Origin of the sequence: Flavihumibacter stibioxidans (genome assembly GCF_014332695.1) — a bacterium.
Classification (GTDB): Bacteria; Bacteroidota; Bacteroidia; order Chitinophagales; family Chitinophagaceae; genus Flavihumibacter; species Flavihumibacter stibioxidans.
Genome location: NZ_MBUA01000028.1, coordinates 1 through 22,209 on the forward strand (window position 1 = coordinate 1; position 22,209 = coordinate 22,209).

Here is a 22,209-nt window from a genome sequence, read left to right on the forward strand (position 1 = left end):
TAACGATTAGGGATTTGGTTTGCCAGGGCCATTACTAACGTCCAGCCCGGCTCAGCCGATATATTATTTACTAATGTCCATATTTATAACCAAAAGCCTAATTGAAACCGTGACAAGCCCGGGCCAATGCTCATCATTGTTCTACTGCTGAAGTTCCATTGTCCCGCCCTGGTAAGCCAAATGCCCTTGTTGGCTGCAGTTTTTATTGAGTTATATTAGGATCGATAGAAAACCCCTTCCAGGTTGATCGCACTTTAATGAACTTATCAATATCATTTAAGTTCATTAGGTCAGAAAAAAAGACCGTCTCTAGTCCATTTAAATGCTCTTGATATTTTGAGTGTTTTTTTCGGAAAGTGTCCCAAAACCTTTTAATGTCTGTTGGGGTCATTTCTTGGCCCTCTTCAAACGAACTCATGTTGTTAAAAACAAGGAGTTCTGCAAAAAACATTTGCAAGTCTTTGAGCTTAATTAATAGTTCTGGAGTTGCCCAGATTGATGATTGGGTCGATTCAATAACTCGTCTCAGAATTTTGTTTGACTGGGAAATGTCCGCTACGTTATAATTTTTTTCGATATTCCTGAGTTCGTTAAAAGCCTTTTCTATTGAAGAGTACGCATCCTTCCTTTTTTCCAGTATATACTTTTTATAGTCATAATGAAAATCAAGCTTTTTTTGCCATCTTCCTACTAAGTAGTTTATCCAACTGGTGAAGCCGGCGATAACAATTCCCTGAATTATAACTAGTGTCCAATCCATTGAATTATTTGTTTCATTTTTATGTTTGTTAAAATTGCAGCCAACGTTCACAGCTTTGCGTTCGGCGGGGCATTCGAAGAATGTCCCGTCCGGAACTGAAGCTGATACAAGATGTAAAAGATGATATTATATTCTATTGTTCATCCGTGTTTGGTCGAGCCCGAAATGCAGATGAATAGAATTACTGTTGCTGGGCTCTCCCCTTACGTCAGCCCAGCTAACGCAAAACTGCATGTTACCAGCAGTAATTCTTAACCGTCATTCTTTGCCTTTCTGATTTTTTCAAGAGTCAAAATACAACTATTGAAATGTTGTCTTGATTTATCTAAACTCCAGTATTGCTTATCCGCTACAAATAAATTCCATTTGTCAAGTCGTTTGTTTGCTTCTTCTTTGTCAAGGTATTCCAAAGCACAAAAAGCATCGGCTTGGTCAAACCACAAATCTTTTCTGTTTAGGTAATAGTCTAAATATTTTATTAGATACTCCCTTGCATTGTCTGTTTGAAAAGTCGCTAACGCCAAACAGTAGCCAGAGCCAGCGTAACAAACTTCGCTTTTTAGTAAATGTCTACCGATAATGTCTTCTAATTCTGTGTAATTGTTAATGGCTGAAAAGAAAGCTCCTGTTATTCGAGTTCGCCAGTCAAAGTCACTCAATAACAGTTTTACCGTGTCAAGGTTTATTTCTTTAGCTGCGTCCACAAATGATTTAATAGTTGATTCATCGGCATTCGATAAACTGTTCATATAAAATGGAACGACCCACTTGTTTATGAACTCTTCTGAAAAGCCTTCTTCATTTCTTGGAACTTCAAGCTCTTCAAACGGATTTCTATGTCGAACTGTTGCTCCTGAAACGTGTAATGCAATTTCTGGCGCTTCGTCGTTTTGGCTGAATAGTTTTGTCCAAAGTTTTTTGATGCTCATGCTGTCGGAATATTACTGCTGGTAACGTTCAAGTATTGGCGAAGGCAGGGGCATTACTAACGTCCGGCCCGGCCAGCAGATTTATAATTTTCTAAAGTTCATGTTTATTACCCAAAAGCCCAATTGAAGCCGTTACAAGACTGTACTAACGTTCATCAATGATCTACTGCTGATGTTTAGTCGTCGCGCCCTGCTTTTGCCAATACTTTTGTTGGGCGTTCGTGCCTTGAACTATTAGGTATGCACTAAAAGTTCCAATTTTGCGCCAAGTCCCTCATTAATTATTCTCATCAATGTCGATAGCCTAATATCACTCGCGTCGTTCTCAATACGTGATATATAATTTTTAGTCGTCCCACATTTCTCCGCCAGTTGCTCCTGAGTTAGATTATTCTTAATGCGAAGCTCTTGCAACATAACGCCGAGCTTAAAGGACTCGTAGCCTTGTTCATATTTGTCCCGTTTCTTTGTTCCCTTTACGCCATATTCTTTGTCAAGGTGTTCCTGAAACGATACTAAATTATTTTTCTTTGTCTTCATAATATGCTTTTTTTAATCGTTCCGCTCTTTCGATTTCGGTGGCAGGTGTCTTTTGAGACTTTTTCTGAAATCCATTTAAAAGTACAACGAGCCTGCCTTCGTCAAAAAAACAGAATATTCGAAAAATGTTACTCCCAGCACTTACTCTAATCTCATAAAGGTCAGTCCCAATATTGTGTTTCAAATACTTTTCAGGTACAATCGGGATTTCCTCTAAAATTCCAATCGTCCAGTTAATGCGGGTTTTGACTTTCAGCGTTTGTCTATTATAGAACTCCCAAAAGTATTCACCATATACAAAAACCTGCCTTACCTTACCCTTTTGCTCCATGTAAGCAAAGTTACCTATTTAGGTAACAAAATCCAAATGTTAAACGATTTTAGTAACGCGACACGATTTATGGTGCCCAGGCATGACGCCCAACGTTCAAGTATTGGCGAAGGCAGGATCATTACTAACGTCCCGCTTGGCTTGCAGATTTATTTATTTACAAATGTTCATTTATAATTCCAATAGCCTAGTAGAAATCGTGACAAGTTTGATCCCATGCCCATCATTGATCTACTGAAGAAGTGCCAACGTCCCGCCCTGCTTTAGCCAATATTTATGTTGTGTGCAGTTCTTCTTTCCCAAAGTCTTTTCTCTACTTTACTTTCACAAGTATTCCGGAATTTATCATAATGTGTGGATTTTGTCGATATACGAACTTTAAAGTGTCTGTATTGATAAACTGAATGTCGTAGTATGGTTGTCCAAGACTAGATATTTGTTTATTTAGTTCAGTCATATTACTTGTGTCGACCGTGTAGGTCTTGGTAAACCAAAAATTGCACTCTTTGATTTTTTGTATCTTATAAACGTCAGTCAAAAATCCTATTTTTCTGGTTGCAGTGGTGTCATTTATTGTTAGCTGAAAACTTCCGTACGTGTCTTTAAATTGTTTGTCAATAGTTGCCATATATTTTCCCTGAATTAGTTTGTCGCATGCTTTTTCGTTAACATGAAATGTCGATGAGAATGCAACCAAAAGAAATATGTAGCAATTCATTTTTAAAATATTAAATAATCAAGTATTGATATTGTCAACCGGGTAGGCGTAGTTTTTAATGTGTCGGAATGTGGGTCCCCAGAATTGCACACAACGAATACGGCTTGGCGATAAGGCGGTAGTTGAAATTCTTCAGCCGAAACCGCTGCTACATTTATAAATAAAAGATTTTTTACATTTTATTGACCGGCTTTTTTCATTGGCTTGAACTGATGCTCCATAACAACTCAAATGTTGAATTTAAGAGCGTCCCGCCGCCATTATTGCCAAACCGACTGTTGGCTGCTGTACTGTCAAAATAATTTAAGTCCAACACCTAAACTTACTGAACCGAAGTCCTCTTTTGTTGTCTTTTCGCGATCAAAAATATTGATGTACGAAATTTTACCTGTCCACTTTTGTGATTTTGAAAAGTAGAAACCAAATGATGGTTTTATCCCTAGCATTGTCTGTCCACTTATAAAACTTGGTCCAGCTATAAACGACAAGTAAACACTTCGTGTCGGGTTAAAAGATGTCCCTATAAAAAGATTTACCATTCCACGAACATCGTTGTAATTCGTTGGTGTCGACCCGTCAGGATTTAGTCTTAAAACCTTATCGTCTTCCAAGTAAATGTCACCTGTTAGTTCAATTGTTGGTTTAAATTTTGATTTGCTGTTAAGAATACTTTGAAGTCCAAAACCCACTCCCCAAGGATTGTTACCAATTGTCCTGTCATAAAGTGTTTTGTTGTATTGTGTCAACAAATAAGTTGATAACATTCTTTGGTGTTGTGCAAAAGTTTGTGTCACAATGAAAAAAAGTATAAGTGTCGTAATCACCTTTTGCATAGTGAGGTCGTTTTGTATAGCAGCCAACGGCCGGGTATTGCTGAAGTGCGGCCCCGCAGCATGTCCGACTGTTTTGTTTGTTAAAAGGTGTTTTGTTCTTCGAATTTCAGAGTCGTCCCGCCCGCATTTATAGCAATACCACTGTTGCACGCTGCGTACTCACTCCGGATTTGAATAATTTACTTATACTTTTTCATTGCAGCAGATCCGGCTCAAGTCATATGGAAATGTCTACTTGTCGCGTCGCGGATGCTTCACTTCAATACCTTTGCTAATTTTTTCCGCACCCCACTTTACACTTCATTACGCTCTTGCACCTGGAGACTGCGGTGATCGAATTCCAGAAAACCAACTATTAATTCTACAACCCACCTTACCAACTTTGAACACTTTAGAATATCAGGGTGCGGTGTTACACCGATAGCTGAATTCTACAGTCGCGGTAGGTGGTGTTGCCATACAATATGAAATGTCGCATCGAGAGTTGCCCACCTTACTATTTTGCTTGCTAACAAGAACAGGGGGTACCGTGCCCACAGGAAAAGTTTCAACCAATATTGCGTCCTACAATTCAAGCACCCCAATCAGCTATTAATTGTAATGTTCAAATTCTGATATGCTTGAACCCTCGGTATGTCAAATTTAAGTCGTCCCGAATAGTAAGCTGCTCGAATTTCTGTCCGGGTAGCTACACTATAGGATTAGGACAAGTAGCGTGCAACGTTTACGTATTGGCGAAAGCAGGGCATTAATAGCGTCCCGCTCGGCCAATAGGTTATTTTATTCTATGGTTAAATATTATTTTCGAAAGATCAATTGAAAATTTACAAGCTTGATCTGTTGCTCATTAAAGATTAAATGTCGATGACTTTTACCGTCCCGCCCTGTCTTTTGCTAATACGACTGTTGTGCGCATACCAATCGGCTCATCGTGCTTTCCAAATTGTATCTTTCCTTCCATAATTTTTCACAATAAAGTAGTCATCTGTTGCTTTCACAATCTTATGGCTTGTGCCAGTAGGGTTTTGTTGAAGTAGAAAGCTATCCAGTTCAATTTTAGGATTAAGCAGAAGTGATTTGTATTCACAAGGTCCTGTCCAGGTAATCCTATAAATTGATGTATCCTGTGTAAAATGAGTTGACGTTACAATCTCTAAAGTGTCAGCACGGGTAACATAGTAGGTCAGCTTATTCCAATGTCCCATTCCGCTTTCGTTGTAGATTTTTAAAATAAATCTACCAGTGCGAAAACCGCTACAATCTTGTGGCAATGGCTTTGTCACCCCACAACTGTAAAATACAAGAATTAGTAAAGCGGTTCTAATTGGCATTCTCATTATTACGGATTGCTTGTTCTGGTTGCGCACAACGTTCACGGCTTGGCGATATGGTGGTATTTGTAAATCGTCATTTCGTAGCCGATGTTAAATTCATAAATATAAGTTCATTGTTTATTCCAATGGCCGGTTTTATACTATGGTTGGAATTAATGTCAAATAGCGAACAAAATGTTGGTTTTATTTGCGTCGCCCCCCATATTGCCAAACCGCTTGTTGTATGCCGTAACTATGTTGTAGACTTCTGCTTTACAAGTCCTTTGGGCCGTTTAGCAGTAATGATTACAATATAACGTTTGGGAACTACATTGTCCATTAAATATTTTCCTTCTTGTTTGTCAATTACATTTATGGTTTTAAAGTTCTTGTTGTTTTTAAGAAACAAACTGCCTGGAGCAGCACTGTCAGACAATGCCTCTCCGTTTAATATGTATTGAGCAGTTGTGTCAGCCTGAGGCGAAGTGAAAATACGGCGGTACTCGTCAGACTTTGAGCTAAGATATTTCCAGTAAATAGTCTTGGCTGCTTTTACAGTCGTTACATAAATAGCTCCGTCAACACCTTTGTCGCTTAAAAGTGTCTTAGCTTTTTTTGGTTTTACAATACTTATGTTTGAAATGTCAAATGGATTTATTGTTAACAAATAAGATATTTCACATTCTACGCTGTCTAAAAACACAATTGGGTTCTGTCCCATTTTTTTCATTGTATTTTTCGGAAGCTGTCCAAAAGAAGTCTCCGTCAGTAAAACGATTATGAAAAAAGTAAAAGCTCTCTGCATTAAGGGTTTGTTATGGCATACAACGAATGTATTTATGAATTGTCCGCGTATTGCGTAATTTGTATTGTTTTGGTTTTCAGAGAGAAGGTTGTTCGTTATCTGGATTGCGCATATGCATCAATGAATTGTCTCCTGGTAGTATACGATTAAAATTTCTATTGCGCTATCTGGATAGCGCAATTCATCAATACTAGAATAACTTGCTGCAAATAGCTGCTTTCCCATACCAAATTTTACTTTCCCTAATAGCTTCGCCTCCTCGGTCACATAACCGCAGACAATCATTCAGCACGGTAATATATATATTGCTACGCATACTTGCAAGTGTCAGAGTATAAGATATCTGACTATTATATCCTACCGGTAATATTGCAATATTCCCGGGTAGCACGATCAACTATTGGCGAAATAGTTTGTTTCCAAATAAAATCCCCCAACCATCGGATATGGATGCCTAACCAACAGTTTCGGGAGCCAAAACCAACAGTTTCGGGAGCCAAAACCAACAGTTTCGGGAGCCAAAACCAACAGTTTCGAGAGCCAAAAACCACCTGCGCACCAAACCGAAAACGCCTACTTCCTCACCAGACCAAAAATGAGCATTAGCTTTTTCCAGGTGATCGGTCAAATCTGCGAAACCAAAATGTAATACGGCATATGCGCACTTACCACTTCCCATCCTGTCCTCGCTGTCCTAACTTCCCTGACTTCCCTGTCTATCCTGACTATTCTAACTATTCTGACTTCCCTGACTGTCCTTACTTCACTGACAGTCCTAACTTCCCTGACTGAGCTGTCTTCACTGACTGTCCTGACTATTCTGACTGTCCCGGCTTTCCCGTCTTCACTGATTCCCAAAATCTTAGGCTTGAGGTCGTTGGGGATTTACACGAATGTTCGGCATTAGGAAAAGTTGACAATTTTGGCCACTATAAAATATGCAATGGGTGGTTCATTCGCACCAAAAGATGCAATGGATGGTCCATCCGCAACAAAAGATTCTATGGTTGGTTCAGCCACACCAAAAGATCCTGCCTTCTTGCTTAATTCTTAACAAAAAAACACGGACCATGGTGGTTCATTCGTACCAATAAATCCCGCTTTTCTCCCTACCTACGCCAACAGCCCCTGCCAGGCTTTTACCAGCACTGCCAATATTAACTAATGGTCAACATAGGGGCAATTCCGCAGATTTTTGTGTAATTATCCTGATGTTTGCCGGGTAATAGTGTTTCATGCAGGCCACGAAATCGGTGGATCTTAGTGGCTCCGCCTGATGTTTACCACAAAATTGTCAAATCATGCAGAGAAGAAAATTCCTCCAAAACCTGTCGGCTTCCATGTTATTGCTCATGGCCAATGGCAGCATCCGCAGCGTACAGGCTTCCCCGTTGGATGCTACCGGTTATAACGGCCATCCCGCCCAGGATAATCGCTTCCGTTTCGCCATCACATCAGACGGTCACTATGGACAACCAAATACACCGTTTGCAGAAAACTTCAACCTGATCACGGCTTCGATCAATTCCTTTCATACCGCTTCTCCCCTGCAGTTCTGCATCGTGAACGGAGATATCATCCACGATAACCCTGCTTTCCTCGAGCCCGCTGCTGCAGCCCTGAAGGCCATCAAGCCCCCATTTTATGTTACCAAGGGAAACCACGATATGGTTAGCGAGGCACGCTGGAAGGAGGTGTGGAATATGCCGGTTAACCATACCGTGGAAATGGGCGACAATGTACTGCTGCTGGGCACCACGGCTGACGAAAAGGGTAAATACCTGGCTCCCGATACGGATTGGTTCCGCCAGCAATTAAAACAGTATAAGAGTGCGAAAAATATTTTCATCTTCATCCACATCACGCCGGTGAAATGGACCAAACACGCTGTGGACGGGAAAGATTTCCAGCAACTGCTGAGGGATTCCTCCAATGTGCGTGCCGTGTTCAACGGTCACGACCACGACCAGGACGGTGTGAAGATGATGGGCAATATCCCCTTCCTCTTCGACGGACATTTCGGCGGCAACTGGGGCACAGCCTACAAGGGATTCAGAGTGGTGGAACTGCTGGAGGACAATAGCTTGCTGACCTATATTATGAACCCACTGGAAAAAATGTCCGAGCTGAATATCTATAATTCCTTATAAACTTACGACCTGCCCTGTCCGTACCGACTCATCACAGGCGAAAGCAATCCGCAGGCTGTTGACACTGTCATCCATATGATCGGTGAGATCAAGCCCGTCCAGGATGGAACGCTGGAAATATAACTGCTCGCGGTTGCAGAGTTCCTGGTGATCCGGCTCATCGGCCAGGTCCACCCATTCATCCTGTTGCACAAATTGACCAAATTCATCCAACGCAGCATGATGGATCTTGATGGACTCCGTCTGTGTATGCGACTCAATGGAATCTGATTTCCCCAACGCACTGGCATGTTTCGCCACAATGGAAACAGCACCCTTTGGCCCGAATACATCCTTGATAAAAAAAGCGGTATCACTGACCATGGGTCCCCAACCCGCTTCATACCAGCCCACCGAACCGTCTTCAAAACGGATCTGCAACTGACCGTAGTTATAATTTCCCGCCGGCACTTCTTCAGATAACCTTGCTCCAATCGCGCTGACCTGCACCGGTTTGACCCGCGTCATCTGGCACATCACGTCAATATAGTGCACCCCACAGTCCACAATGGGACTCAGGCTCTGCAACAGGTTCTTGTGCACGCCCCAGGTCCTGCCGAAACTTTGCTGGTTGAGGTTCATGCGCATCACGAGGGGCTTACCCATTTCCTGCGCCACTTTGATAAAATATTGCCAGGACGGATGATGCCGAAGGATGTAACCCGTCACCAGTTTCCTATTTGCCTTAACCGCGGCCGCCACAACCCTCTCCGCACCTTCCACCGTATCGGCCAGCGGCTTCTCGATAAATACATGACAGCCCTTTTCCAGGGCCATGATGGCATAGGCTTCATGGGTTTCGGGATAGGTGGAGATGCAGACGGCATCCGGGCTGGTGGCGTCTAACGCTGTCGCATAATCGCTGTACAGTGGATATCCACCGCCCAATTTTTTATTCAATACTTCCTTACTATCTCCCCTTGACACAATGCCGCAGATTTCAAAGCCATCCAGGTGATGGTATGCGGTTGCGTGGGAGGCACCCATATTGCCACAACCCACTACAAGAACTCGGATCTTCCTCATTTCAGAATGTGTAATTTTTAATCACCAACCAATACAATATTGGTCATAATGATTAAAGATAGAGATTCCCTGGCTTATTGAATCCTGGCATCAATCTCCTGCTGCACTTTAGTGGTAAAATCCTTTGACCAGATGGACCAGTGGTCTGCTGCCGGTATCAGATCTACTTTCCAGTCGGCCTCCAGTAAAGCACCCTTTTTCCAAAATTCAACCACAGACTCATTCAGCAGGAAATTATCGTTCTTACCTGCATACACATGAATCTTTCCGGAAATTGATCTTTTCAGTTTTTTCCAGTGCTGACTGGCATACCAGCCCAGGTCATACGCCTTCCATTCCTTCACCACTTGCGGCAGAATGTCCCCTGTATGCCGGTCAAACATTGGAATAGGACGTCCATCCGGCCCCTTGTTCCCGAAAGCGGCTTCAAAGGATTGCATCTGGCCACCATCACCATAAAATTGTTCATCCCTACTGAAAGCCAGGATACTGCTCAGGGCTTTCCCCTTCACTATATATAAGGGTCGAACATCGCCATTTGCCTTGGTAAACATGTTTTTATCCCTGTAGAGATTCACTCCCAGGAAATTACTGAAATCAATGGGATCGGGTGAAACCGCCCAGCAACCATTAAAGGCAGCAGGATAATTCAACTGTAACCACAGTGCCGCATAACCGCCAGAACTTTGACCCACCACAAAATAGTGCCGGGGAGATTTTGACACCCTGTATGCTGATTGCAGGTGAGGGATCAGTTCTTCCACCAGCGCCCTGCCCCAGGGACCATTCACCCTCGAATCAATGAATGCATGTAAGCCCCAGCGGGTCTGGGTTTCAGGGTTCAGGTACACATAAATCTTTTTCTTCCCCTGGTTAAACCCGTACCGTTCAGACGCAAATTTTCCACGTAATACATCGTAATGCGTCCCTCCCCAGCCCGGCACAACAAATACCACAGGATAGGCTGCCGAATCTTCTGACGTATATCCTTCGGGCAACACAACCGCTGCTTTCATCAGTACATCCTTACCATGAAAATCCGTCAGCAGGCTGCTTTTCAGTTTCAGTAGTTTTATTTTTTCCGTTTCAAGGAACGGTCTTTCTTCAATCAAGGTATTGATACGAATATGCGCTTCCCCCCTTCCGGCACTGTCAACCTTGAAAATGACATCTTTACGTGAATAGGCGTTACCCGGACTAAAATTAAAAGCTCTCTCCTCCTCGTTAACATCCACTAAAGCCGCAGCTTTATAGTATCCTGGCTGCAGGCCGTTCAGGGGAATACCAATGGCTTCTTCACCTTCCCCAAACAGTTGGGCATCCCCGTTAGACCAGTTCCGGATGTTTTTGGCAAAGAATGCCTGTGGCCGCTCAAAATCCTGTTGGTCAGTTACCTGCTTTGTGGTGTCATTCTGCGTAAATAAAAACAACCTTCCGCTGAAATTCTGTTTCAATGTGGAATCCAGGTGTACATAAATTTTAACCTGCGCGCCTGCAGGCAACTTAGCCATACCCAATACCAGCAGGAAAAACAGTTTAGCAACACGATTTTTCATACAAAAAATTTATTGTTCCTAAACTAGCCGCAATGAATGGCTAAAAATTCATAAATGTGTATAAATCGCCGATCCGCATATGTAAATGGCAAATTCAAGATCAGCATCCTACCACAAATACACATTACCAGGCATTCAACAGGAAGCGGACCCAGTTGCCGTGGAAGACATTGGCGATATCAGTTTGGGTGTAGCCGCGGCGCGACAGGATGCTTTCCAGCTTTGATACATCAGCGATGGTCTCCACATCATAGGGACATTGTTCTTTGCCGAATGCACCGTCGAGGTCGGAACCGATGCCGACATGCAGGCTGTTGCCGGCCAACTGGCAGATATGATCGAGGTGATCTGCCAGCACTTCGAGGTTGCAGTTCATGGTGCGGGGATCCGATTGACCGCGCACCCATCCCGGCACCATCATCCAGGCATCCATGGCCCCGCCGATCACTGCGCCCCTTTCTATGAGCGCCCTGATCTGGTCGTCGCTGAACTGGCGGTTGTGGTTTACCAGGGCCCGGCAATTATTATGACTGGCCCAAACGGAACCCCCGAAAATTTCCAGCGCTTCCCAAAAACTGTCATCACAAAGATGGGTCGCATCCAGGATCATATTCAGCCGCTCCATTTCTTTCAGCAACTCGCGCCCACCGGGCCTTAATCCGCCTGTGGCATCGGTACCCATGGCATAGCGACCCGGACCATAATGTGCCGGACCAACGGCTCTTAATCCATCGTTGTAAGCCTTGCCCAGGTAAGAAATATCTATGATCGAGTCCGCCCCTTCCAGACTCAGGATATACCCGATGGGTATGGTGCTGTGGTCGTTATCGTCCATCCACAGCCGAAGATGGGCCTCGAGCGATTTTTTGTCGGTTATCTGCACCATTTCCCCCGCCGCTTCCATGGCGCGGTACCAGGCCAGTTGTCCCTGGCTCTGTGCCCAGGCCTGTGCCGGAGAATGCCAGCCGGGTAGCGGGTTATCCGGCGCCACATAACGCGCGATCTGCGTGGCTACCACCAGTCCGATGCCACCCTTCCGCAGTTCAGGAAGGGAGACAACCGCCTTTCCGCGGTCAGGCTTATCCGTTAGTCCCCGCTCCCGTTCATTTATTTCCACCACCGGCCTGGTGAGGTCGCGGTTCCATTCCAGTGCATTCATACTCAGGTCGAGGTGCGCGTCTATGGTAAACATGGTACTCTTTAAATGGTAAGAAAACGATCCCGCGATACGGTCATCCATCTGCCAGTAATCCGGTGGTCTTCGATGGTGGTGGCAAACTGGTGCAGTGCAACGGTGGGACAAATATGGTAGGGTACCCCATAGAGCAGGTCACCCACCTGGAAGGCCTCCGGATGCGCGGTTTCCAGCACCAGGTGCTCTTCGCTCTGCCCAACGGGAACCAGTCCGGCTGCGTTCAGGAAGAAGACCCTGTTGGCCAGTTCGTTCTCAGCAGCAATGGATTTATGTCCCAGGTCCACCGTGATCCGGTTGGTGCCCGGCTTGGAGACCACCCGGGTTACTACCAGTGCCGCATGAACGAAGGGCTGGTCGGGGAATTTATCGCCGTAGCCTTTGTCCCAGTACACGAAGGTACCCGGACTGCAGATTTCCCTTTCCCTTTTTGCGTGTACAGGGAAACTGGGTGAGCCGCCTGCGATCAGGGCTGGTACGGGATAGCCCTGCTTTTCCAGGCTGTCGATCATTTCGTAAACTGGACCGAAAGCTTCGTCCACCTGACGGGTGCGAAGCGTTAGATCCGTTTCGCGGATATGTCCGTCGTAGGCATGCAGGCCAAATATCCGCAGGCCATCGAGCTGACTAACGTGGACGTATAACTGCACCGCCGCATCGCCTGCGGTAATGCCGGTGCGGTTCATGCCCACATTCAGGTCGAGATATACCGGCAGCACCAGGTTTTTATCCAGGGCTTTGGCAGACAAAACCGAAGCGGCAAAGGGATCATCCACCAGGCAGGAGAAGGTCGTTTGCGGGAAACGGCTCGCCAGGTGCAGTAGGCGGTCTACTTTCGGCCCAACGGGCTGGTAGGCCAGCAATACATCCCGCGCCCCTTCGAGTGCCAGCATTTCCGCTTCCGCGATGGTGGAACACTTGAACTGGTGAATACCGGCATCCAGCATCAGGCGGCACACTTCAGCGGCTTTATGGGTTTTCACATGGGGGCGCAACCTCGATGGAGAGCCGACCATAGCGATCGCCGCCTGAATATTCTGTTTCACCCTTTCCGGGAAAACCACAAGGGCGGGGGAATCGAGCATGTCGGCACCATCAATCTGGTACCAGGGTTTATTGTTTTCCATTTGATCAGCTTTCATGCAGTTCAAAGAGGGCTTCAATTTCAACGGGGATATTATCAGGCAATGATCCCATGCCTACCGCGCTGCGCACTCCGATGCCGTTCTCTTCTCCCCAAACCTGCGCGAACAATTCACTGCACCCGTTGATGATGAAAGGATGCTTTTCAAAATCGGGGGTGCAGTTCACCATTCCCAGCACTTTGATCACCCTTTTGATCTTGTTGAAACTGCCGATATTGGCTTTGATGGTGGCAAGAATCGCGAGTCCCACCTGCCTTGCTGCCAGTTTGCCATCTTCCATGCTAACGGTTTCGCCTATTCGCCCGATGATCAGGCTGCCATCTTCCTGCACCGTGCCATGACCGGAAACATAGAGATATTTTCCATCCACCAGGCAGGGCTTGTACACACCCAGTGGTTTGGGAGCGGGCGGCAGGGTGAGTCCGAGTTGTGCAAATCTTTCGTCTGCGTTCAGCGTAGTCATCTTTCAGTCTTTTAGTGAAGTATAAAATTCAGCAATAAAACGCCAACTAATCCAACGATGGCAACCAAAGTTTCCATCACTGACCAGGAGAGCAGGGTTTCTTTAATACTGAGGTTGAAATATTCTTTGTACAGCCAGAAGCCGGAGTCGTTCACATGCGAAAAAGCGAGGCTGCCGGCGCCGATGGACAATACCATGAGGTTGGGATCCGTTCCGGTTTGCTGCAGGAAGGCCATCATGATACCCGCTGTGGTGAGTCCGGCTACTGTGGCAGAGCCGATGGTGGCGCGGATGATGGCGGCCATCAGCCAGCCCAGCACCAGTGGGTGCAAAGGCAGGCCCTGGAGGGAATTCGCCAGCATGTCGCTGGTACCGGATACTGTCAGCACCTGCTTCAAAGCACCCGAGCCGGCTACTATTAATAATACGGGGGCGATGTCTTTTGTGGCGCTGCCGCACCAGGCCGTGATCTGCGACATGGAGATTCTGTTGAGCATTCCCAGCAAAACCGCCGCCGCCACCAGGGCGATCAGCAACACGACGGAAGGCGATCCGATAAAAGCCAGGATGCTATTCAACGATGTATCACCCGGAGAGATGGCAGGCACCAGGGTAGTGATCACCAGCAGCGCGATGGGGAGTAAAGCGGTAAAGATGCTCACAAAACTTCCGGGCAGGTCCTGTTCTTTTTTTTCGGGGGCGAGAAAAGCTTCCAGCGGTTCACTGCGCATCTGTTTCAGGAAACGCGAAAGAATGGGACCAGCAACGATGATGGCAGGAATGGCCACGATGATGCCGTAGATCAGGGTATGTCCCATGGACGCACCGAACTGCACCACCAGGGCCGAAGGAGAAGGGTGCGGCGGCAGGAAACCGTGAGTAACCGATAATGCAGCGAGCATTGGCAGTCCGACAAATACCGGAGATAATTTACTGCTGTAGGATACGGAAAAAGCGAGCGGCACCAGCAGCACGAATCCGACTCCATAGAACAGTGGAATACCGATCACGAAGCCAATGAGGGCCATAGCCCACTGGATGTATTTTGGTCCGGCCATCTTCAGCATCAGTGCCGCAATCCTTTGTGCGGCGCCGGTTTCAGCGATGATCTTGCCAAACATGGCGCCAAGCACCAGCAGGATCAGCAAACCGGACATAATATCCCCCACTCCTTTTTCAACAGCGGACACAATCCCCATTGGTGGCAACCCGAAGCAAAGTCCCAACAGAACCGACACCAGTAAAAAACCGATAAAGGGATGAATGCTGAAACCTTTTCGCATAAGCAATGGCAATTTGGGTATTCATATTAGGGCATTTTCAATGGATGACCAAATTAACTGCAGATGACGATCAAATCCATATATTGCCACCAAAACCGGATCAATGGCAACCAATATAAAATGCCCCAATTGCGGGCATGAATTTCCACTGGAAGAAGCCCTGAACGATGAGCTGAAAGAAGCCATCGAAAAAGAAAAACAGGAGCTGCGGGAGAAGATGATCGAATACCGCAACCAGAAGGAGGAAGAACTGCGCAGGAAGGACGAAGCTTTTGAAGTATTCAAACGCCAGCAGGAATCGGCCTACCGGCAGCAGCTCGACCAGGAATTGAAGAAACAGAACCAGCAACTGGAAGAGCACCTGCGCAAAAGCATGTATGCCGATTTTGAGAACCAGCTGAAAGTGCTGCAGGATGCCAATCGCGAGAATGAAGAAAAACTGCGGAATGCCCGCCAGAAAGAACTGGATTTCATGCGCAAGGAACAGGAGCTGAAAAACAAGGAAGCGGAACTGGAAATTGAATTACAGCGCAAGCTGCAGGAAGAGCGGGGCAAACTATCAGAAGACCTGAGGAAACTGGAAGAGCAGCGGATCGCGGCAAAGGAATCCGAGTTCCAGATGCGACTGAAAGAACTGGAAAAACAACTGGAAGACCAGAAGAAACTGGCCGATGAAATGAGACGCAAGGCCGAGCAGGGCAGCACGCAATTGCAGGGTGAAGTGCAGGAACTGGCGCTGGAAGAGATGCTGAAAGCCACTTTCCCCTTTGATATCGTGAGTGAAGTTGGTAAAGGGGTGCGCGGAGCCGATTGCATCCAGACGGTTCGCAACCAGTTCGGGCAGGAATGTGGCAGGATCATTTATGAGAGCAAGCGCACAAAGGGATTCACCAAGGACTGGATCGAAAAACTCAAGGCCGATATGCGCAGCCAGGGGGCCGATATCGCCATCCTCGTAACCCAGACCATGCCCGACGACATGGAACAGTTCGGTGAAAAAAGCGGCATCTGGATTTGCTCTTTCGCGGAAGTGAAACCACTGGCCCAGGTGTTAAGGGACGGGATCATAAAGGTCTATACTGCCGTGCGCAACCAGGAGAACAGGGGAGATAAAATGCACATGTTGTACGACTACCTTACCAGCAATGAATTCAGCGAGCAATGGAAGGCCATCCGCGAAGGGTTCATGAGCATGAAACTATCGATCCAGAAAGAGCGCGACGCCATGGAGAAACTCTGGAAATCGCGCGAGAAACAACTGGAAAAAGTATTACTCAACGCCGCGCATATCCGTGGCAGTATTGAAGGCATCGCAGGCACCGAGTCCGTGGACCTGCACCTGCTGGAGGAAAGCGAGGAGGATGAGGGGTAAGGGGGTGGTAAGGCGTCTGACGTTTAGATCTACGGAAAGGCGTCTGACGTTTAGGATTACGGAATACCGCGGATGCAAACGTCAGACGCCTGTCCCGTTCATTCAAACGTCAGACGCCTGTGTTCCCCCAAGGCGTCTGACGTTTAGGATTACGGAATTCACCGAACACAAACGTCAGACGCCTGCCCCTACTTCACCTTGCTTTTTACAAACTTACCCAGCGCCTTACCCGCATCAGCATAGGCTTCGGCCAGGCGTACGCCGGTATCAAAATCAAAACCGCCGAAAGTACGGCCGAGGGCTTTCATGACGGTGATCTCCGCCAGGGCCTTCCCTTTGTTGGCTGTCTCCACAATGGATATTTCCAGGTTGAGGCTGGCATTCTCGCGCCAGATGCCTACGTTGAAACCAGGTTCCGTGAAAATGGTTTTTACGATCATGGTATATTTCGCCTTAGGTGATCCGCCCGAAGTAATCCCACTGCTTTCGCCAAAGAGCTCATTGAACTTGGGCTCAAAGCGGGCCTCGCGGTCAGCTTTCCAGGACTTCGCCCAGCTGTCGCCCTTGCCGGCTTCTTTCTTGTTATACTCTTCCGTTTTTTTGGCGATATACTCTTCCTCTGTTTTGAACTTTCCGACCGACATGCCATCATAGACAAACTCGGTATTGATCTCATTCTGGCCTGCCAGCACGCCCAGGTCACCATTGACCAGTTTGATTTTTTGTGCCTGCACATTCAGGGATACGGCGCTGAATAAAATAACAGCAGCTCCCAGGAGCATTTTTTTCATTGATTGGTTAATTTTAGGATGTCAAATTACAAAAAAAGCCGCTTCCGGTGAAGCGGCTGTATCAATCAACCATTCGTCCTTAATTTGCCTTGCTTCGAATGAATCCACCCAACACCCTTCCTGCATTGGCATAAGATTCAGAAATCCTTTCGCCGGTGTCAAAATCATTCTCAAACCAGGCACCGCCGGGAGATTTGTCGAGGGTAATTTTAGCCAGCACTTTATCCTTGTTGGCGGTTTCCACCAGCACCACTTCCATATTGGTCTCTGAATTCTTTCGCATCACAGCAATATTGAATCCCGGTTCTGTAAAAGTGGTATGAACTTTCAAGGTGTATTTTGCACCGGGCATTACTCCCGCCGTAATACCGCTGAATTGCGTCAATCCCTGTATAAACTTAGGCTCGAAGCGTGTTTCACGATCCTCCACCCAGGCCTTGGCCCAGGCGTCGCCCTTTCCCGCTTCTTTTTTGTTGTATTCGGCCGTCTTCTTTTTAATGAATTCTTCCTCGCTGAGTTTACCCACTTTCATGTCCGAATAGTCGAATTCGAGATTGAGCTGCTTTTCGGCAGCCAGTTTGGCGAGGTCTCCTTCTGTTAATCTGATTTTCTGGGCGTTCGCAGATAGCGATACCGCTGTGGCTGCCAGTACGGCAACACCCGCAAGAATTTTTTTCATACTTAGATAGGTTTGAGGCTGCAAATTAGCAGTAAACCCATCTCCTGCCCCACCAGGTAGTATGAACAGTTGATTTCAACGGATGAATTGCCTGATGCCGTGACCAGCGGATAAAATTTGCAGCCATGCAAAATCAGGTGGCCACATACGCCAGTACCAGCTGGTCGAAAATACGTGCATGCAGATCAAGCGGCATGCTGATTCCTTTTTCAAAACGGAAGGGCAGTTGCATCCACTCGCTGACTGAATAATTGAGCGGACCTTTCATTCGCATATGCTGCCGGAAATCTACCTGTCCCTCTCCATGCCATTTGAAAATCGCTTCCTTGGCACTCCATAAAACAGTGGTCAGTTCCAGTTGGAGCTGGTCAAAAAGTTCCCATTCCTGTAAAAAAGCCTTCTCCTCAGGGGAGAGAAACTTATGGGAAATTCTTTCAATACGGGGCGATACCATTTCGATATCAATGCCCACCCGGTTCTGGCTGCTGGCTATGGCGGCAGCATAATAACCGCTGTGGGAAATGGAAAAATGATATTTCTCCCCCGGCAAAAAAGGTTTCCTGGTATCGGCCACCAGTATCTCTTCCAGCGGAAAATCGTCAAAAAGTAACGGCAACAGGTACCTGCCTGCCAGGTGCTGCAATCGTTTATAGGGATGGGTTACCTGCTGGTGAAGCGGCACTTTTTTAAGGAAAAAAGATTCGGGCTCTTCGATCCTCCAGATTGCCAGTCGGGTGGACTGGTTGATATTATGTTGATAAAATAAAGCCAAGGTTGCAATTTTGCTGGTAACATTGCAGCACGCAAAAGCGGCTACCGATTTCCAAATATAAATTAAGCGAAGCACATGATTCTGTCGGATAAGCGTATCCTCGAAGAAATGGACAAGGGAACCATCAAAATTGAACCCTACAACCGCGAAAGCCTGGGCAGTAACTCCTATGATGTTCACCTGGGAAAATGGCTGGCAACCTATAAGGAGCATATCCTGGATGCCAAAAAACACAACCAGATCGAATATTTTGAAATACCTGAGGATGGCTTTGTATTATACCCGCATATTTTTTACCTGGGCGTAACGGATGAATATACCGAAACCCATGCACACGTTCCCTTCCTGGAAGGCAAATCCTCCACAGGACGCCTGGGCATCGACATTCATGCCACTGCCGGCAAGGGCGATGTAGGTTTCTGTGGCAACTGGACCCTGGAGATCTCTGTGAAGCAGCCGGTAAAGATTTACAAAGGCATGCCCATTGGACAGCTCATCTATTTTCCGGTTGATGGCGAAATCGAGGTAAAATACAACCAGAAAAAGAACGCCAAATACAGCGGACAGCCCGATAAGCCGATTGAGAGCATGATGTGGAAGAACCTGTTTTAACTTTCAAATCCGTTCAATACCATGTTTTCGCATATACGCTATCACCAGCGCAACCACCTGGTTATAACTCATTAGTCCCGATGGCTGCTGGTTGACCCTTAGAAATTGTGCATACATGCTGCGCACAAGGGGCTCCAGCACCCCCACGTGTTGCTGGTTGAAATCGCGCAGGGTTTTGAGATCCTCCCTAACGGCGGGGGACAACCGCCCAGACAGTTCCATCCCGCGAGCCGAATCCCGCAGGTAAAGATCACGCATGGCATAAAGGTAGAGATCGAAATAGGCGGAATAGCGAAAAGCCTTGCTGTTGCTGTGTTTCGCGGTCAGGAAGCCCGCCAGGTTGGCTTCATTTTCTTTCGCATATCCCAACTGGTGACCAATTTCATGACAGGTGGTAAATGGCTGTACGAAAACAGGCACGGTGGTGTTCACCTGAGCCTCCCCGGTAAACGGATTGTAATAACCGGTGAAGCCGAGATAGTTACCCACATAACTGTATAGGGATGGTTTCACTGACTGGCCGCCGTATTTGAGAAATGGCACTTCTCCCGAGGGATCCTGGTAGGCGCCAAAGGCCTTTGTAAACAAGGTACGTTTGTGGTGGAGCGGTTCCCTCTCCGGCAGTGATGGTTCACGTAAGGCATTCATCCGGTCTATGAGCGTAACCACCAGGGTATCCACTTCATAGGTCTTATACCGACTGACGTTCAAACCCGCCTGTCGGGCGATTCCCAGCCTGTTGTAATTCAATCCCCACAACCCATTGAATAACACATAGACCCATAACCAGAGGGTCATAACCTTTACGCCTGCCCGAAGCAACCAGGCACTGTCCACCCGCTTCTGAACAATGGCCCTGATCAGCCGGTATAACCAGGATATCAGCCCGATCCCCGCCAGTGCATACAACAGGTCACCAATGCTCAGCGGAGCCCAGCCAAACAGCCACCTGAGCGACCTGGAGATCACGGGGTAAGCACCGTTGGAATAATATTTTTCCACAGCCTGGGGAAATGCTGAAAATATCCTGATGAACAATGCCATCCCTGCCAGCATGAATAATCCTGTATACCGGTATCTTTGGTTCATTGGTGCCTGTTGATCATAAAACTACCGGCAATAATAGAATGTTCGGGACAATAAGCCAATACTAACAGTTGTTTGTTTTTAAAATCCTTCCCGTATTTTGCAGCCAGTCAAATACCCGCCATGAATATTGAACAGAACCGCAACGAGGATTCCATGAAATTGTCTCTGAGTGAACTCAGGACCAGGTTTGAAAAGATCGCCCTGGGTGGAGGCAGGAAGTCGATTGAAAAACAGCATGAGAGGAATAAACTCACCGCCAGGGAAAGGATCGAATACCTGGTGGATGATATGCGCAGTTTTGTGGAGATCGGCGCCTTTGCGGGCTTTGAAATGTATGAAGACCAGGGTGGCTGTCCCGCTGGTGGTACGGTTGCCGGCATTGGTTATGTGAGCGGTCGCCAGTGTGTGATCCTGGCCAACGACCAGACGGTGAAAGCCGGAGCCTGGTTTCCGATCACCGGCAAGAAAAACCTTCGCCTCCAGGAGATCGCCATGGAGAACAACCTGCCGGTGATCTACCTGGTAGACAGTGCCGGGGTATTCCTGCCCATGCAGGACGAGATCTTCCCCGACAAGGAACATTTTGGCCGCATCTTCCGCAACAATGCAAGGATGAGTGCCATGGGCATCACACAGATCGCAGCAGTGATGGGACCCTGCGTGGCAGGCGGCGCCTACCTGCCGATCATGAGCGATGAAACCCTGATGGTGGAAGGAAACGGCTCTATTTTCCTGGCAGGCCCCTACCTGGTGAAAGCAGCTATCGGCGAGGATATTGATACCGAAACCCTGGGCGGCGCAGATACCCATACTTCCATCAGTGGCATTGCCGATTACAAATTCGAGACCGAGCAGCAATGCCTCGACCAGGTAAAAAAGATCGTGGACAAACTGGGACAAAAACCGGTGGCCGGCTTTGACCGCATCACGCCGCAGGCACCGGAAAAATCCCCGGCTGAATTGTACAGCATCCTGTCGGAAGGAAATACCAGGCCCTACGACATGCGCCAGATCATTGAGCGCATCGTTGACAAATCTGAGTTTGACGAATTCAAGGCAGATTACGGCAAGACCATACTCTGTGGGTATGCGCGCATTGACGGATGGGCAGTGGGCATTGTGGCCAACCAGCGCCTGATCGTTAAGAATAAAAAAGGTGAGATGCAACTGGGCGGCGTGATCTATAACGACAGTGCGGACAAGGCGGCCCGTTTTATCCTGAACTGCAACCAGAAAAGAATTCCGCTGGTATTCCTCCAGGATGTCACCGGCTTTATGGTTGGCAGCCGCAGCGAACATGCAGGCATCATCAAGGACGGTGCGAAACTGGTGAACGCCGTGGCAAATTCGGTGGTACCCAAGATCACCATCATCATCGGCAACTCCTTTGGCGCCGGTAATTATGCCATGTGCGGCAAAGCCTATGACCCGCGTTTTATCTATGCCTGGCCAACAGCCCGCATCGCGGTAATGGGCGGAGAGCAGGCAGCCAAAACCCTGCTCCAGATCCAGGTGGCGGCCATGAAGGCAAAGGGAAAGGAAGTGGCGCCGGAGGACGAAAAGAAATTACTGGACGAAATAAAGGGTCGTTACGAAAAGCAGACATCCCCCTATTATGCCGCCGCACGGTTATGGGTAGACGAAATCATCGACCCCGCCAGGACCAGGCTGGTGATCTCCGAAGGCATCCATGCAGCAAACCATAATCCGGATGTTGCTAAAATGGCAGTTGGAGTCTTCCAGGTCTGACCCATTCACCCATTCACTCATTCACCCATTCACCCATTCACCCATTCACCCATTCACCTTTT

The 22,209-nt window shown here is 47.2% G+C and carries 21 protein-coding genes; 4 read left to right on the forward strand and 17 right to left on the reverse strand.

The window, feature by feature from the left end:
• Nucleotides 1–202: 202 nt before the first annotated feature.
• From BC349_RS15590 to BC349_RS15620, 7 genes are all read right to left on the reverse strand, one after another.
• Entirely contained in the window at nt 203–760 is a 558-nt protein-coding gene (locus BC349_RS15590) for a hypothetical protein (protein WP_187256071.1), read from the reverse strand.
• A 251-nt stretch (nt 761–1,011) separates the two neighbouring features.
• The gene (locus BC349_RS15595) at nt 1,012–1,689 is read right to left on the reverse strand and encodes a DUF6000 family protein (RefSeq protein WP_187257716.1); all 678 of its coding nucleotides are present in this window, start codon (nt 1,687–1,689) and stop codon (nt 1,012–1,014) included.
• A 234-nt stretch (nt 1,690–1,923) separates the two neighbouring features.
• A complete protein-coding gene (locus BC349_RS15600) occupies nt 1,924–2,229 on the reverse strand; it encodes a helix-turn-helix domain-containing protein (RefSeq protein ID WP_187257717.1) in 306 nt (101 codons plus the stop codon).
• A complete protein-coding gene (locus BC349_RS15605; RefSeq protein WP_187257718.1) occupies nt 2,210–2,560 on the reverse strand; it encodes a type II toxin-antitoxin system RelE/ParE family toxin in 351 nt (116 codons plus the stop codon). Before BC349_RS15605 ends, BC349_RS15600 begins: the two co-directional genes overlap by 20 nt.
• A gap of 1,011 nt (nt 2,561–3,571) precedes the next feature.
• Nucleotides 3,572–4,111, reverse strand: a complete 540-nt coding sequence (locus tag BC349_RS15610; protein WP_187257719.1) for a hypothetical protein — start codon at nt 4,109–4,111, stop codon at nt 3,572–3,574.
• Nucleotides 4,112–5,037: 926 nt separating this feature from the next.
• Entirely contained in the window at nt 5,038–5,448 is a 411-nt protein-coding gene (locus BC349_RS15615) for a hypothetical protein (RefSeq protein WP_187257720.1), read from the reverse strand.
• Nucleotides 5,449–5,677: 229 nt separating this feature from the next.
• Nucleotides 5,678–6,229, reverse strand: a complete 552-nt coding sequence (locus BC349_RS15620) for a hypothetical protein (RefSeq protein WP_187257721.1) — start codon at nt 6,227–6,229, stop codon at nt 5,678–5,680.
• Nucleotides 6,230–7,530: 1,301 nt separating this feature from the next.
• On the opposite strand from BC349_RS15620, the gene BC349_RS15625 reads away from it, so the two are divergent.
• A complete protein-coding gene (locus tag BC349_RS15625; protein ID WP_187257722.1) occupies nt 7,531–8,379 on the forward strand; it encodes a metallophosphoesterase family protein in 849 nt (282 codons plus the stop codon).
• On the opposite strand, the gene BC349_RS15630 is transcribed toward BC349_RS15625, so the two are convergent.
• From BC349_RS15630 to BC349_RS15655, 6 genes are all read right to left on the reverse strand, one after another.
• Nucleotides 8,374–9,444 carry a Gfo/Idh/MocA family protein gene (locus BC349_RS15630; protein WP_187257723.1) on the reverse strand — a complete coding sequence of 357 codons (1,071 nt, stop codon included), beginning with the start codon at nt 9,442–9,444 and terminating at the stop codon, nt 8,374–8,376. The genes BC349_RS15625 and BC349_RS15630 overlap by 6 nt on opposite strands.
• A 74-nt stretch (nt 9,445–9,518) precedes the next feature.
• A complete protein-coding gene (locus tag BC349_RS15635; RefSeq protein WP_187257724.1) occupies nt 9,519–11,000 on the reverse strand; it encodes an alpha/beta hydrolase-fold protein in 1,482 nt (493 codons plus the stop codon).
• 124 nt (nt 11,001–11,124) lie between these two features.
• Nucleotides 11,125–12,192: a dipeptidase gene (locus BC349_RS15640; RefSeq protein ID WP_187257725.1), complete on the reverse strand. Its 1,068-nt coding sequence runs from the start codon at nt 12,190–12,192 to the stop codon at nt 11,125–11,127.
• A gap of 8 nt (nt 12,193–12,200) precedes the next feature.
• Nucleotides 12,201–13,319, reverse strand: a complete 1,119-nt coding sequence (locus BC349_RS15645; RefSeq protein WP_187257726.1) for a D-TA family PLP-dependent enzyme — start codon at nt 13,317–13,319, stop codon at nt 12,201–12,203.
• A 4-nt stretch (nt 13,320–13,323) separates the two neighbouring features.
• On the reverse strand, nt 13,324–13,800 hold the full coding sequence (locus BC349_RS15650; RefSeq protein WP_187257727.1) for a RidA family protein: 477 nt from the start codon (nt 13,798–13,800) through the stop codon (nt 13,324–13,326).
• Nucleotides 13,801–13,811: 11 nt separating this feature from the next.
• A complete protein-coding gene (locus BC349_RS15655; RefSeq protein WP_187257728.1) occupies nt 13,812–15,083 on the reverse strand; it encodes a gluconate:H+ symporter in 1,272 nt (423 codons plus the stop codon).
• A 103-nt stretch (nt 15,084–15,186) separates the two neighbouring features.
• Between BC349_RS15655 and BC349_RS15660 the strand changes: the two genes are divergently transcribed.
• Entirely contained in the window at nt 15,187–16,455 is a 1,269-nt protein-coding gene (locus BC349_RS15660) for a DUF2130 domain-containing protein (RefSeq protein WP_187257729.1), read from the forward strand.
• A gap of 188 nt (nt 16,456–16,643) precedes the next feature.
• Here the strand turns inward: BC349_RS15660 and BC349_RS15665 are convergent, their stop codons facing one another.
• From BC349_RS15665 to BC349_RS15675, 3 genes are all read right to left on the reverse strand, one after another.
• A complete protein-coding gene (locus tag BC349_RS15665; protein ID WP_187257730.1) occupies nt 16,644–17,246 on the reverse strand; it encodes a hypothetical protein in 603 nt (200 codons plus the stop codon).
• Nucleotides 17,247–17,325: 79 nt separating this feature from the next.
• Nucleotides 17,326–17,925, reverse strand: a complete 600-nt coding sequence (locus tag BC349_RS15670; RefSeq protein ID WP_187257731.1) for a hypothetical protein — start codon at nt 17,923–17,925, stop codon at nt 17,326–17,328.
• Nucleotides 17,926–18,058: 133 nt separating this feature from the next.
• On the reverse strand, nt 18,059–18,697 hold the full coding sequence (locus BC349_RS15675) for a 4'-phosphopantetheinyl transferase family protein (RefSeq protein WP_187257732.1): 639 nt from the start codon (nt 18,695–18,697) through the stop codon (nt 18,059–18,061).
• Between the two features lie 75 nt (nt 18,698–18,772).
• On the opposite strand from BC349_RS15675, the gene dcd reads away from it, so the two are divergent.
• Nucleotides 18,773–19,309, forward strand: a complete 537-nt coding sequence (gene dcd / locus BC349_RS15680; RefSeq protein WP_187257733.1) for a dCTP deaminase — start codon at nt 18,773–18,775, stop codon at nt 19,307–19,309.
• Between the two features lie 3 nt (nt 19,310–19,312).
• Here the strand turns inward: dcd and BC349_RS15685 are convergent, their stop codons facing one another.
• Complete coding sequence (locus BC349_RS15685; RefSeq protein WP_246457000.1) at nt 19,313–20,398, reverse strand: DUF3810 domain-containing protein; 1,086 nt, start codon at nt 20,396–20,398, stop codon at nt 19,313–19,315.
• Between the two features lie 120 nt (nt 20,399–20,518).
• Between BC349_RS15685 and BC349_RS15690 the strand changes: the two genes are divergently transcribed.
• A complete protein-coding gene (locus BC349_RS15690; protein ID WP_187257734.1) occupies nt 20,519–22,147 on the forward strand; it encodes an acyl-CoA carboxylase subunit beta in 1,629 nt (542 codons plus the stop codon).
• Nucleotides 22,148–22,209: the final 62 nt, after the last annotated feature.